A 13,018-nucleotide genomic window follows, 5' to 3' on the forward strand; every position below is an offset into this window, starting at 1 on the left:
AATGGCAGACTGTTGATCCATATGTCACTGATTCGAGCACAGTCAGAGTGTCATATATACCCGAAAATTATTTTGGATATTGACATTACCAAGGTAAACACACCAACTCTTGGCTTTATCACTGACCACAGCCACATTTCGTTCACCATCGAAGTATTTGCCGTTGAAAACGTTATCGTTGTGCCCAGTTAAATACACCGAGGACAATAATATGATTGCAGTGCTTTTCGAGGCAGAAATCGTTCCTCATCAGCAGGCGCGTTATTTCCAGCTTGCTACGGAATTAAAACCGTTACTTAATGAAATTGAAGGGTTTATATCCATAGAACGTTTTCAAAGCCTGACAACGCCCGAGAGGATACTTTCATTGTCGTGGTGGAGGGATGAGGATGCGGTATTAAAGTGGAAAAAAAATGTTCTACACAAAGCTGCTCAGACTGAAGGGCGAGAATCTATCTTCTCTTTTTATCGCATCCGAATTGCCCATAGCGTAAGGGATTACTCATCAGAAACCAGAGGACGCACCGATGTATGATATCCATGTTATTTTGCATAATACGCCAGGTGAACTGGCATCGTTGGGGTCAACATTGGGGCAAAACGGTATTGGTCTTGAAGGTGGTGGTGTATTTACCATTGCTAACCAAGCACACGCACATTTTCTTGTTGAAAACGGTTACCAAGCCAAAGAGGTACTTGAAAATGCGGGTTTTCATGTTGAAAATGTGTGTAATCCGCTGATCCGAAAACTCAAACAAGAGCGTCCCGGTGAATTAGGCGCCATTGCACACGTATTGGCGAGCAATGGCGTCAATATCCTGACTCAATACAGTGATCACGCCAATCAACTGATTCTGGTGACAGACAATGATATCGTGGCTGACCAGGTGACAAAAGAATGGGCAGTATTTGAATAACATGCTTAAACATGTTGGTTTAATTGATAACAACGAGGCTCTCGTTCATTCAATGGCTGCCCTAGCGGCAGCCCTATCCGATCCTTCTCGCGTAAAAATTCTTTGTGCCTTGATGGACGGACGTGCGTGGACAGCGACAGAGTTAAGTGCAGTAGCTGAGATAACGGCTTCCACTACCAGCGCTCATCTGTCCCGTCTTGTTAGTGGGAAGCTGATCACCTCCCTTTCCCAAGGGCGTCATCGTTATTACCGTCTGGTGGGCAATGAGGTTGCTGAGCTGATTGAAAAAATCATGGGAATATCATGGAGAGTTCCATCAGCAGTCAAAATCAGCACCCCATCCTCGTTACAGGTTGCTCGAACTTGCTATGACCATTTAGCGGGTCAAATCGCGGTAAAAATTTATGATTTCATGCTAATTGAAGGTTGGTTAGCAATTGATGGAAACTCTCTCACTCCGTCTGGGCAAAAAATGTTCCAACAGTTAGGCATTGCACTTACCCCCAAACCTCGGCGTAAAGCCTGTATTGCCTGCCTTGACTGGAGCGAAAGGCGGTTTCATCTGGCTGGGGACGCAGGTGCCGCTTTTTTTACCCATTGCGAACAAAAAGGATGGTTAATCCGCGTACCGGGGTTTAGAGAAGTCAATCTCACCCCCAGTGGGAAACGGGCCTTTAAAAAATGGTTCGGTGTGGTTTTGTGAAATCTCTATGATGAGTGAGCTTTGATCGCGGAGATCACTATTTGTCATCAGCAGCCCATCACATACCGTACTTCCTCCGCGCCCTTAATCGCTCTTTGGCTTTTTCCAACGCCAATTTGGTGCGCCCAGGAAACAACGCCCTTAGTTCGTCGTAAGGCCAGGCCAGATGTTTTTCCAACAAACGCCACTCGGCGTCGCTCCAACGCAGGGGCGGTGCTTCTCGGGGTTTTACTTTATGGTATTTCAGCCCTAACTCACTGGCCCTGATTTTAACCGCCTCACGACTTCTAAGGGGGAGTTTTTTGGCAACTTTGGTGCCTAACGTGGGGTAAAATTCGCGTAAAATGCGTTCTTCATCGGCATGCCAACTGCGTACCCGGGTTACCCCTATCTGGTTTGCCATGGCCTCTATGGCGCTTTTCCCCCGACCCGCCAATAAGGTTTGCATATCATCAATGCTTCTACCATCGGCATAGTATTTGCGCAGAATGTCGAGCTCCTGCTCCGACCACGCACCCGATTGTTTTTTGCAAAGCCCCAATGACTGAGCCGCCGACCTCACCGCACTGATCCCCCGGCCCAACGTCGCCGCCATCTCCCGGGTCGATGTTTTGCCGTAGTGGGCTTCGACATAGTTCAGTTCTGTTATCGTCCAGCGTGAGCGGCCATTTCGCGGGGGAGATTCTATACTCACCGCTGTCTTGGGCTCGGGTTTTTGAAGCTCAAGCCCTAACCGATGCGCCATCGTCCTCAACGCGCCAAGCGTACGCCCCAGCCTGACCGCTATCTGGGTGGGAAGTAACTTGGCATGAGATGCCTTAAGAAATTCAATTTCATCCGGCGTCCAGAGTACGCTGTTCCTTCTGGTCTTAGCGGGTTGTTCCATCATCCTCACCCTTCTCCTTAGTTTTCAACCTGACTGCGCTGAATCGGCTGGTCTTTGAGTTATCAGCATATAGCGGTTAAGCAGTTGTGCAAGGCGCTACTGGATTACGGCGGTTTACCGCTGGACAAAAATCGGTGTGAGCGAGCTATCCGTCCCGTGGTAATGGGGTTAACGTCGGTATCGTAACCCAAGTTTTTTTGTTTGATGCTTGATAGCCGGTAGCGTTCTATGGGGTAGTTTAGAAATAATGCTAGAACCCAGAACAGGATAAAACTCTCGCAAAATTATATCTTCATACGGTTGCCAGGGTCGTCTTCCCGTCAGATCCATTTTGCTTGCCTGCGCTCTGATGGCCCCTTTTGTGCGACCAGGTAAGCGTGACTGGACATACGTAATACCCAACCCTCGGTCATAATGATCACTCAACACCGCCATTTCCTCTTCAGTCCATGGCCCAACGGACTTTTTACCCAAGCTCAATTGATTGACGGTCACACGCACTGCGCTGACACTTCGCCCCAGGGTGGCTGCAATTTTCCTGGTGGGCATCTTACCGTAGTGTTCCTTTAGAAAACGCTTTTCACTGGCACTCCAACTCTCTCTTCCGGTGATGCCAAGCTTACTGGCCAGTGCGGCAATCGCACCTCTGGTTCGCCCAGGTAACAGTGATTGTATTTTCCCAAGCCCCGCTCCCTTTTTATAATGGCTGTGCAACAACGCGATTTCCGCTTCGGTCCATGGCCCAACCGACTTGTTACCCAGTCCTAACAAGTGGACAACCCTTCTTATGCCATTGATACTTCGACTCAGTTGATCGGCGATGTCCTGCGCGGGCAGCTTGCCATAGTGTTCTTCGACAAAGTGAAGCTCTCTGATAGTCCAGCGCGAACGGTGATTACGGTATTTCTGCGATGGTTCCATCATCCTTCCCCCTCTCCTTTGTTTTCAACCTTACTGCGCTGAATCGGCTTGTCTTTGAGTTATCAGTATATAGCGGATAAGCCGTTGTGCCAGTTGCTGATCTGCCTGTTACTGCGCACCCTGTTGCTGTACCAGACTCTCCGCTTGCCGCTGGACCAGTGAATCGGGCTCACCCAACTGCCCCGCCGGACGCGGGAGTTCCGGCAACGGCGTTATTGATGCCACCAGTTGTTACTCCACCGCCGTGGGCGAATGCAGGTGCTGCCAGCCCCAGTGCAAGTGCCCCCGAGCTAATTTCATCCCTTAAAGGAGGACAGGGATACAGTCTAATAAAGTGACCGGCTATCCATCAGTTGTTGTTGCCGCAGGTGGCGCAACAACACTTTGCCTTGTGGGGTAAATTCGGTGCCATAGCGCACCAGACCCACACCTTTCAGCTCGGCATCAATGGCATAGCGTAACTCACCGGGGGTGCTCTGTTCCAGCATCAGCACATCAATCCTCTTCAGGCGCGGCTCATATTTCAGCAACACGTCAGACAGGGTAGTGATTAACTGGTGAGCGGTACCGGGCATCCCCTGCAGGATTTTGCTCATATCCGGCAGACCGTAGTCCGGTAAATGCGACAAGGTCCCCGCACGGCAGTTGAGTATACGCTGCATATTGTCCAGCACCGACATAATCAGCTGGTTCTCTTCACTGATTTGGTGTAAATCCAGCCCCCCGGCAAAGTTGCCGTAGAGGGTTTCATATAATGAGGGACGGGGCATGGGTTACTCCTTGACCGGGAGCAGGGTCAGGTGGTTACTGCCCGCTTCAATCACCCGTGGCTTGTCCGGGTCGAGCTCTTCACGCTGCAGCACCAGCTTCCAGTTGTTTTTGGCCATATCCGGGTGACGGAACATCCCCACCACCGCCACAAACTGGGTATCGGGGTCCATCGGTGCATCCAGCGAGGCATCGCCCCCGGGCTTCAACACCACCTCACGGCTGGCAATCAACTCCGCCGCCAGCAACGTCTCCCCGTCCTTCAATAACTGTTGGTAAACCAGCTTATCAAACGCTTTACGGTCTTTAAGCTGATAGACCCGGATAACCACCGACTCTGACAGAGAGTTATTTTCATGGGCATCGATATTGAGTGCTTCACGCGCCGTGAAGTCCAGGCGCAACACCTTTATCTTCTTATAAAAAATCGACGATACGGCGGATTTGGTGCCATCACTGACGCTCTGGGTCAGGCCACACCCTGACAGTGTGCCCACCAGAACCGGCAACAGCAGCCAGCCTGCAGATTTAGTCAAACGGGTACGTAACACGTTGGTTTCCTTTTGTCTCTATTGCCGGGCATAAACCTTTATAACCACCCAGCTCCATGGTGAAAGTGGTGGGGATATCCTCAGGGACACACTCCCCTTCGACCCCCAGTACGCCGCTCATCCCCAGCCAGAAGGGGGCTTCCCCCAACGGCGGTACACTGAGCAAGCGCGTGTTGACCGTCAAGCGTATCTTGGCCTTGAAGCGCCAGCCCAGATAGACGCGCAGCATCACCAGAAAGTCCTGATACAACTGCCCCTCGGGCATCCAGCCGTGGGCTTCATCCTGGTCGTCGGTACTCAATTCAATCAGCAGTTGGCTGCTGGTATCCATCACCTCATCCCCCAACGGGGTGTTGCCATCCAGCACAAAGCCCCCTTCGTCGGTGAACATCAACGGGGTGGTGATGGCGATGGGCCGCAGGCAATAAGGGTGAACACGCACCCGGGTGGCCGGGGCCAGCAGTTGCACCAGCGCCTGCATCCCCTCTTCGGTCTTGCCCGGTTGGCGCAGCACACCGAGCAACGCCAGAAAGCGCGATACCGGGGTGGCAATATGGTTGGCGGTCCCCGGAATGCCCAGCCCCACCAACCCTAATAACGATTGCGAAATGTTGTCGGTGCCCCCCGGCGCAAAGGTGGCCGGGTAGGAGTATTTGCGCCAGATACGGTAGAACTGGGTCAAAATACGGTGGCTGAAGATATCGAGAAAACCTTGCAACGCCTCGTGCCCTTCCCGGTGCTGGGCAATATCATCCAGGTAGGTGGTGGGCAGGGGCGAGTCCACCCCATACAGCCCCATAAAGGTGGTGCGTATCACCGGCGGCGCGGCATCATCCTCTTCATTGTATTCCACCGACTTGAACTCACTGGCGGGAAAGCCCATCCCCGGCCAGGGCGTCAAGCGCACCGGGTCATCCGTCGGGTGGCTACTGCTGCCTAACGGTGGCCGCGCCGGGTGCTGCTTTTCCAGCAACTGGCAGAAGCGGTAAAAGTTCATCCGCGTCAGCTCGGCTTCCAGCCGGGGGGTTAACCGGGAATACGGCGGTTGTGTTTCTCTTCCCATTCCAGTCGTTCTCCGGTCGGTTGCAGAATGATAATCAGGCGGTTAAACAGGTAGATATCAGTATACAGGGCAAAGAAGCGGCTCAACATCTCGCCAAACAGGCTGATATCCCCCCGCCCGGCAAACCCCTGGCTGTCCAGCGTCACCTCTATCTGCACGCCACGCAGCAGGTAACCCTGCTCAAAGCGTTCGGTTTCACTGTGCCGCACCTCGACAATCGCTTCCAGGCGACGGCGGTTCATCTCACTATGGGTCCACTCATACAGGGCCAGCGTACCGCGCAGCACTTCGGCATTGTCCATCATCGACAAAAAGTTGCTGCCCAGGTGGCTTAACACCCGCCAGTGAAAACGGTCACGGTCAGGGGGATAACACGGCAGTGTCGGTGCACACAGGTTACGCACCCGGATACTGGCGGAGGTGGTTTTCATCACCGTATCGAGCACCGTGCTTTGCAACGCCCGGCGCGGCAACTGGCCGTTGGTGCCGGTCAGGGTCAGTGACAGGCTCTCATCGGCTGGCACCGTATGCTGGTCAAAGGCCTCACCACCGAGAATCAGCCAGGTGTTATACAACCCGGAGGGGCCACGGCGCATGCGGGTATGGTAATAATACTCCGGGGCCTCATGGCGCATCATGCCCCCTTTGTGGCGGAAGCTGGAAAACGGCACATAGGTATGGCCCCCCGACGACATCACCGAATCCACCGAGTAAATCTCGGTATGCCCATCCTGCACCCGCATCGGCCGCAGCAGGTATTCGGTCTGCAGCGAATCGAGAGTCAGCGGGTCGGATTCCAGCGGGAACAGGTTAATCACTGGCACACAATTGAGCCGCAGGTGCTTTTCGTTAAAGCTGAAATCATGCTCCCAGCGCTCCGCCAGCACCACGTCCACTTCAAACCACGGCAACTCCGCCGGCAAAGCGACGTTTTCCAGCCCACGCAGGGCGGTGAACATAAACTTTTCCCGGAAGGTAAAATACTCCAGCAGCAACTGATAACCACTGAAGCTGCTGTTGCCTTTTGGCCACAAGTTATCCTCGTTACCAAACCCCAGTGTGGTGAAATGCCCTTCCAGCGGGCGGCGGTCCATCTCCCCCGGCAAACGCAGCCATAGCCGCGCCACATTGAGGGTAAAGGCCTGGTGCATGGCACACGCCAGCGGTGCATCCGCATTGAAGTAGAACGGAATGCGACTCAGGTCGATACGGCTCCAGTCCGCCAGATTGCTGCAGTTAAAGCGCAGGTTGACCACCGAGCGACCATCCGGGTCGGTGGTCAGCCTGGCGTGCTCCAGCGCTAACGGCTGCAAGCTGATTTCTTGGGTGGTGGTATACCGGCAGCGGGTCTTTTTCTCGCCGATGGGGCGGGAGAGCACCTCAAAGCCTTTGGTGATGCGCATCATCTCTTTCATTTCCTGCCAGTCGGGTGTGAACTCCACCACTGACAGGGAAGGAATGGTGCGTAAATAATGGGGCCACAGCAGGCTGACCAGCCCTTCGGTGAGTTCCGGCAGGTCGTCATCGAGCTTTTCACGCAACCGCCCCATCAGAAAGGCAAAGCCCTCAAACAGGCGTTCAACGTAAGGGTCTCGCGCATCCGCTTTATCGAGATTCAGCATCGCCGCACGGTCCGGGTGAGCCTGGGCAAATTCTTCACCGGCTTCAAGCAGGTAGCGCATTTCGGCGTCGTAATAACGCAGGGTTAAGTCGTCCATAGGAACCTGAGTGATGTTGGGTTACAGTACGCTACTCCAACGCAGGGATACCCCTGAGAAAAGGAGAAAAGCGCAACACAATGCACAAATTTTTAATGATGTCAGGGCTCGTAAGTCCGCTCTAACAGTGACGGAACCAATTTCGCGCTACAAGGACAACTGCTGACGCTGTTCAGCGTGCCAGCATATTTCCGCCCATTCACCGAGTTCTGCGGTATATGCCCGACAATGGCATAGGTTCCGGCATGTTTACCACAGGTCACGGGATCACCTTCACGTGCCACGGCGATCCCCATCAAGGTGTTGGTCGGATCACCTTCGAGTATTTTTCCACCACAGGTTGTCGCATCGCCTTGAACCAGATAATTGCCTTTTGCCATGTCATTTCCTTTTAATTATGAAACCATTCAACCACACAACACCGCCAGACGCACCGGGTCGGGGCTGATAAGCCCGGAGAGCAAGTACGCCATCTCCGGTTGCAGGCGGGTTTTATCCGCTTCACTGCGCGCCGCTTTTAGCCGCAACAGTGTCAGGCGGCAGGCCTTCACTGCAAACATCGGTTCCGGCGTCTATTGGCCTGGGTCTGTTTCCCCGCCTAGCTAGCCGCCATTAAACTTGCAGGTCGGCCATTATTGTTCCCCCTCCTTCAGGGCAATATTACTGTTACCGCTGCTGTTACCGGACAGGGCGTTCTCCGCCACCCCGGCGTCAACACTGAAAATCTGATCCGGCAGGGTAAAATTGCGTAGCTGCAACAACGCCAACGGGCCATTGCCCAGTTGTGAACGCAGTGCCCATTGCAGGGTCTGGCCGTCTGGCGTGGTAAAGCTCATCATCCACTGGCTGTGGTCCAGTTGCTGGCGTTTACCTTGCTCCAACCAGCGGATAAAGCCCCAGGTGCCGCTGTAATCACCAAACAGCCTCGCCCCGGCATTGGTGGTGGTCCAGGTCAGCATGGTGCCCGGTTTATAGGTATCACCGGGCCAGCGGAAGCTCTGCCAGTCCGCCATCTGGTTAAAGTAGTGCAGTTTCTGCCCATCAATGGTCAGTTGGGTTTCCGTAACCTGCGGTGCCGGGCGGGCCTGCAGTTCAAAGCTGATCCCCTGGCTACCGTCGGTAAACAAAATATCGGACAACTGGCTTAACTGGTTGATAGACTTAAGGAACGCCGGGTTAAAGGTCAACCCCTGGCTGTGCGCGGTGTCCACGACCCAGACACTGCCTTCCTTATGCAGCACCCCGCCCAGTTCGCTGGTGAGGAAGCGCTCAAGGCGGCCACTGTCCTTGCGGATAAACTCGGCCAGCATCGGCAGCGAGGAATCACTCTTGCTGGCGGCAAACGGATAGCGGCCATCAAAGGCGGTATGCCAATTGGCCACCACCGCCCGGCTCCAGCGGTCATTAAGGCTGGCGGCCGAGGGTTGCAACACAGTTTGCCACGCCTGGGCCAGCGGTTGCACAAACAGGGTGCGGCCAAAGCTGCTCCACTCTTCCCCCAGGCTGGCGGCCACCAGGCTGCCGTATTGCTGGGTGTCGGTCAGATCAACACTTTTCCCCTGAAACACCGTTTGGGCCAGGGTTTGCATCATCTCCTGCGGATCTGAACTGCTGGCCACCTGTTGCAAACGCAGTCGCACACGGGTGATGCGCGTCAGGTAAGTCTGCAGGCTGAGGCTGTTATCCGCCGACATCACGTTACCGGCCTTGTTTTTCCCCATCAGGGTCAACAACGGGCCGAAGGTGTCATCCAGTGGGCCCTGAGGCCCGGCGGCATTCTGGTCAATGGTCGGTTTCTCCTTGTTATTGATCAGGTCCTTAGCCGACTTGATAAGGGAATCCGATAACCCTTCACTCTGCTGCCCGGTCTGCCCCTGCCAGGACAGGGTATTCATCAACGCAATCATCGGTGATTGGCGGACATCACTCATCAGCGTCAATTGGTCGGTGACATCGGCAATATTATTGGTGGGGTTGAGGCGCAAGCTGTTGAGGAAACTGAGCCAGCTACCGGCAAAATCGGCAAAATAACGTTGGGTCAGGCGGGCTTTCAGCGCCTCGGGGGAAATTTCGGCCGTGATGTTATGACCGCTGTCGCTAAGCACCCAGTCGATTTCATCGCGGCGGGAATTGGCGGCCTTCTCAATTGCCGGTTGAATGCCCCCTTCCCAGGCCTGACGGGTAAACATGCCCGGCACCACTTCATCAGTATTGAACAGGCGGCGAGCGTCGGTACCGCTGGTCATGTCCTCCAGCGTCACATCGGCAAAATTGCGGCGTACCGATTTAAGCATGTTTTCATACAGGGTCCCTTCGGCATTACGCCGACCAATCTGTTGCAACAATACCTGGCGGCTCTGATTCACCAGCGGTGCCTCCGGGGTGATTTTCCACCCCGGTTGGTGGGGCAGCTCGGCAATATAAAATGCCCATAAATCCGGTGCCAGGCTCTGCCATAACCCGGGGGAGAGCCCCTGGCGGGTGGGTTGCACCGTGTTCAGGGTATCGGCATAGAAGCTGGCATCCACCTTATCGGGGCGTGCCATCATCAACCAGGCTTTCAACGCGTCATAACCGGATTTGGCCAGCTCCGCACGCTCTGGCGTGTTGGGGGCCGAGTTGACCAGGGTGGTCAGTTGCTGTTTAAGGGCCAGGCTGGCGGGGTCACGGATCAGGCGATTATTGGCTTCACCATACCAGGGCATCATCGCCGCCAGCAGCGAGGCATTGTGGTCCAGGCCGAAGCGCAAGTACCACGGCGTCCCTTGCTGAACACGGTACTGCAGCCGCCCTGCATCGTTACGCAGATCATGCAATGCGGTCAACTGCTCATCAGTGACCGCCGGTTGCGCCACCAGGGTGTGGGCTTTCTCGGCAATAGTGATCATCTGCTGGCGGTTAAGCACAAACGACAGCAACAGACCCGCCCACCAGAGCCCTATCACGGTCATCAGCGACCAGACCAGGGTGCGTTCCCAGGCCGTCCCCACCCGGCGACCACGCACCTTGCCACACTCGTCAATCACCCCTTGCCAGATGGCCGGCAGGGTCAGTGCATGGGGAACGGCGTTCGGCGTACCCGGCCCAGCGCGCTCGGCACTGTTGGGCTGCGGCAGGCTGAACATCAGGCCACGTAACGGCACCCGTTGCTGCGCGGCAAACAGCCAGGGGGTCAGTTGAACTTGCCAGCGTTCGATACCACCGGCTTGCAGTTGCTGCCCCAGACGCAACAGAAAGTCATGCTGCTGATGCTCCAGCACCTGCTCTACCCCCTGCTGGCGTAGTTGCGGCAACAGTTTATTCAGTTGACGGGCAACATCATCGGGCATGGCACGCCAGGGGAACGAGGCCCCCACCGCCTGCTCGATACGCCCGGCTTGTGACCAGGAGCTGTCACACAGTTGCCATAACCACACCGGGGGTTGGTAACGCAACAGTTCGCCGATTTTCTCCAGCCCGCGCAGGTCATTGTCACTGACTTGCGGTGTCAGGTTCTGCTGCGGGCCCAGTACCCGGATAATGCCATCCAGCGGGCGACCCCGGCGTAACTTGCGCAGCGCGGTGTATTGTTCGCTATCAACCTGGGTGGTCAGGCTGCCGCCATAAATCAGCACCGTGCGGCTGCCTTCCTGCCACTGGTTCTCTTTCAGGCCCGGTGCCAGCAATGCCAATTCACTCTCATCCCCAGTGACCAACAGCAGGCGTACTTTACGCCGCCAGAACAGGCCATAACGGCGGGCGAGGTGTTTTTTGAGTTGGGTGAGTGAGTCTGGCCCCCCACTTTCTCCCTTCACGTCTTTTGCGGGCGCACGCTCGTCGTCCCCATGAGCCTGATAGCGTACCTCATCAAATTGCTTTTTCCCGGACTGGCGTGTACCGATAAACGACAACAATGCACTCAAGGCCAGCACCCCGGTACCCACCAATGACCCGGTCAGCCAGCGGTTATGCGCTGGGGTCCCCTCAATTAACCCCACCCGATCCGGATGTTGCCAGACCAGCCAGCACAACACCGCACCCGCCAATAAAAATAGCAGGGCGACCATCCAGAACCAGGTTTCTGGCTTTTTAATCGGTAAGGCAATACGCTTCACGCTTGATTCTCCTTGTGAGAAGCGGTGGGGGCGACAACAGTGCACCAGACAGCATCACTCTCGCTGCCGGTGTCACCACTGATAACCATATGGGGTGCTGGGGAATGGCTGATAACTTGTGCTGCCGCCGCTATCGCCAGCCAAGGCCCGGCACTGCCAGGGTCACCCAGAAATTCATCAAAATTATGTACGTTAGAGCCTACTTCAATCAGGGATAACGGTGCCTTGCCCTGAACGTTAATCGCATTTCGATAAGCTTCGCTTTCAGCAGGCAAGCCCGACAGCCAAAGGTGCTGGATCACATCCGGGGCTAAGGGTACCCAATCAGCCGCTTGCAACACAGCTTCCTGTAATGAGGCCGATGATTGAGGTGTTCCCTCAGGCCGATGTAATAAAGCTATCGGGGGGATAATTTTTTGCGTCAACCGGTTGCCAAACAACAGCCCCACCATCGCTTCACCGGTCATCTCGGGATTTTCAGGGGCAATTTGCATGGCAATCACCAACAGGAGTGCATTATCTTTAATACTGTAATCGAGCCAATGGTCAATCACTGCCAACCCTTTGCCTTGAGCAAAAGAGATAGGGTGAGGTAAAGCGCTCGCTTGCCAAGCCTGTTGCCAAAGCCGCTGTATCGTCTCTTCTTTAATCGAGGAGTTAGAATCCAGCAAAATGACAATCGGGTTATCTGGTGGAACAAGAGATAAAACCGCAGAAAAATTTGCCAAAAGACTTGAAAACACCATCAATACTTGCACTTCCGGTAACGGATCGCCGTCATGTGGCAACCTACTATGCAGCATGTCGTTTCGGCTATTCCAGGCCGGCTGATGTGTTATTTTGTTCTGATTACTCAGTAACGCATCGGAAATTTCAGTAAATTGGTTATCCACAGCATGTGCCGTACTACAGGTTGCGGCCAGAATTTGCAGTGCTCTGCGCCCACGACGGGTTTCCTGTAAAATAACCTCTTCACGACGTTGATCCCAGGCGTTCGCCTGGATCAACTGCATCGTATAAATAGCCAAACGAAAACCCATAATAACCAGCCAGAAAACCGCAGGAACTCCGATGGCAAACCACCAGAAAGTGTTTTCCTCCACCAGTTTCCCCAGAAAACGCATCAGTAATATCCCTGCTGCAACCAAGCTAAGTAACGCTACCAGCCAGCGTAACGGTTTGGGGGGAGAGGACGCCAGGCAGGGCCGGGTATAGTATTTAATTTTACGGGCATCAGAAAGACTCAATCAACATTCTTTAAAAGGAAAATGATGGAGGCACATACCTCAATTCATTCAGATTTAACCAAAACACCAAGGCAGTAACAAAGGGTAGACCTCAGAAGTGTTCGTCATCATCCCTAACTCCTTGAACTAACTAAATGAAATCAATGAAAA

At 54.4% G+C, this 13,018-nt stretch carries 12 protein-coding genes and 1 pseudogene; 3 read left to right on the forward strand and 10 right to left on the reverse strand.

Annotation, left to right across the window (positions count from 1 at the left end):
- Positions 1–211: 211 nt before the first annotated feature.
- Genes ACX9GV_RS10125 through ACX9GV_RS10135 form a run of 3 tightly spaced genes read left to right on the forward strand, consistent with a single transcriptional unit; the run spans position 212 to position 1,620 of the window.
- Positions 212–535: an antibiotic biosynthesis monooxygenase family protein gene (locus tag ACX9GV_RS10125; RefSeq protein ID WP_473195413.1), complete on the forward strand. Its 324-nt coding sequence runs from the start codon at positions 212–214 to the stop codon at positions 533–535.
- A complete protein-coding gene (locus ACX9GV_RS10130; RefSeq protein WP_473195414.1) occupies positions 528–917 on the forward strand; it encodes an amino acid-binding protein in 390 nt (129 codons plus the stop codon). Before ACX9GV_RS10125 ends, ACX9GV_RS10130 begins: the two co-directional genes overlap by 8 nt.
- A gap of 1 nt (position 918) precedes the next feature.
- Complete coding sequence (locus ACX9GV_RS10135; protein WP_473198016.1) at positions 919–1,620, forward strand: ArsR/SmtB family transcription factor; 702 nt, start codon at positions 919–921, stop codon at positions 1,618–1,620.
- Positions 1,621–1,678: 58 nt separating this feature from the next.
- Here ACX9GV_RS10135 and ACX9GV_RS10140 read toward each other — a convergent pair whose 3' ends face one another.
- From ACX9GV_RS10140 to ACX9GV_RS10185, 10 genes and pseudogenes are all read right to left on the reverse strand, one after another.
- Complete coding sequence (locus ACX9GV_RS10140; protein WP_473195415.1) at positions 1,679–2,509, reverse strand: hypothetical protein; 831 nt, start codon at positions 2,507–2,509, stop codon at positions 1,679–1,681.
- 165 nt (positions 2,510–2,674) lie between these two features.
- On the reverse strand, positions 2,675–3,430 hold the full coding sequence (locus tag ACX9GV_RS10145) for a hypothetical protein (protein WP_473195416.1): 756 nt from the start codon (positions 3,428–3,430) through the stop codon (positions 2,675–2,677).
- 323 nt (positions 3,431–3,753) lie between these two features.
- Positions 3,754–4,197 (reverse strand): type VI secretion system baseplate subunit TssE, encoded by a 444-nt coding sequence (gene tssE, locus ACX9GV_RS10150; protein WP_473195417.1) that lies wholly within the window; start codon positions 4,195–4,197, stop codon positions 3,754–3,756.
- Positions 4,198–4,200: 3 nt separating this feature from the next.
- A complete protein-coding gene (gene tssJ, locus ACX9GV_RS10155; protein WP_473195418.1) occupies positions 4,201–4,746 on the reverse strand; it encodes a type VI secretion system lipoprotein TssJ in 546 nt (181 codons plus the stop codon).
- The gene (gene tssG, locus ACX9GV_RS10160) at positions 4,724–5,809 is read right to left on the reverse strand and encodes a type VI secretion system baseplate subunit TssG (RefSeq protein WP_473195419.1); all 1,086 of its coding nucleotides are present in this window, start codon (positions 5,807–5,809) and stop codon (positions 4,724–4,726) included. The genes tssJ and tssG overlap by 23 nt, the downstream gene beginning before the upstream one ends.
- Positions 5,773–7,527 carry a type VI secretion system baseplate subunit TssF gene (gene tssF, locus ACX9GV_RS10165; protein WP_473195420.1) on the reverse strand — a complete coding sequence of 585 codons (1,755 nt, stop codon included), beginning with the start codon at positions 7,525–7,527 and terminating at the stop codon, positions 5,773–5,775. Before tssF ends, tssG begins: the two co-directional genes overlap by 37 nt.
- Positions 7,528–7,628: 101 nt before the next feature.
- Complete coding sequence (locus tag ACX9GV_RS10170) at positions 7,629–7,907, reverse strand: PAAR domain-containing protein (protein WP_473195421.1); 279 nt, start codon at positions 7,905–7,907, stop codon at positions 7,629–7,631.
- A gap of 27 nt (positions 7,908–7,934) precedes the next feature.
- A pseudogene (locus tag ACX9GV_RS10175) lies at positions 7,935–8,099 on the reverse strand (type VI secretion system protein TssA); the annotation flags it as partial.
- Between the two features lie 60 nt (positions 8,100–8,159).
- A complete protein-coding gene (locus tag ACX9GV_RS10180) occupies positions 8,160–11,621 on the reverse strand; it encodes an ImcF-related family protein (protein WP_473195422.1) in 3,462 nt (1,153 codons plus the stop codon).
- On the reverse strand, positions 11,618–12,868 hold the full coding sequence (locus ACX9GV_RS10185) for a hypothetical protein (protein WP_473195423.1): 1,251 nt from the start codon (positions 12,866–12,868) through the stop codon (positions 11,618–11,620). The genes ACX9GV_RS10180 and ACX9GV_RS10185 overlap by 4 nt, the downstream gene beginning before the upstream one ends.
- Positions 12,869–13,018: the final 150 nt, after the last annotated feature.

Source organism: Serratia sp. 25CWL12, assembly GCF_055790885.1.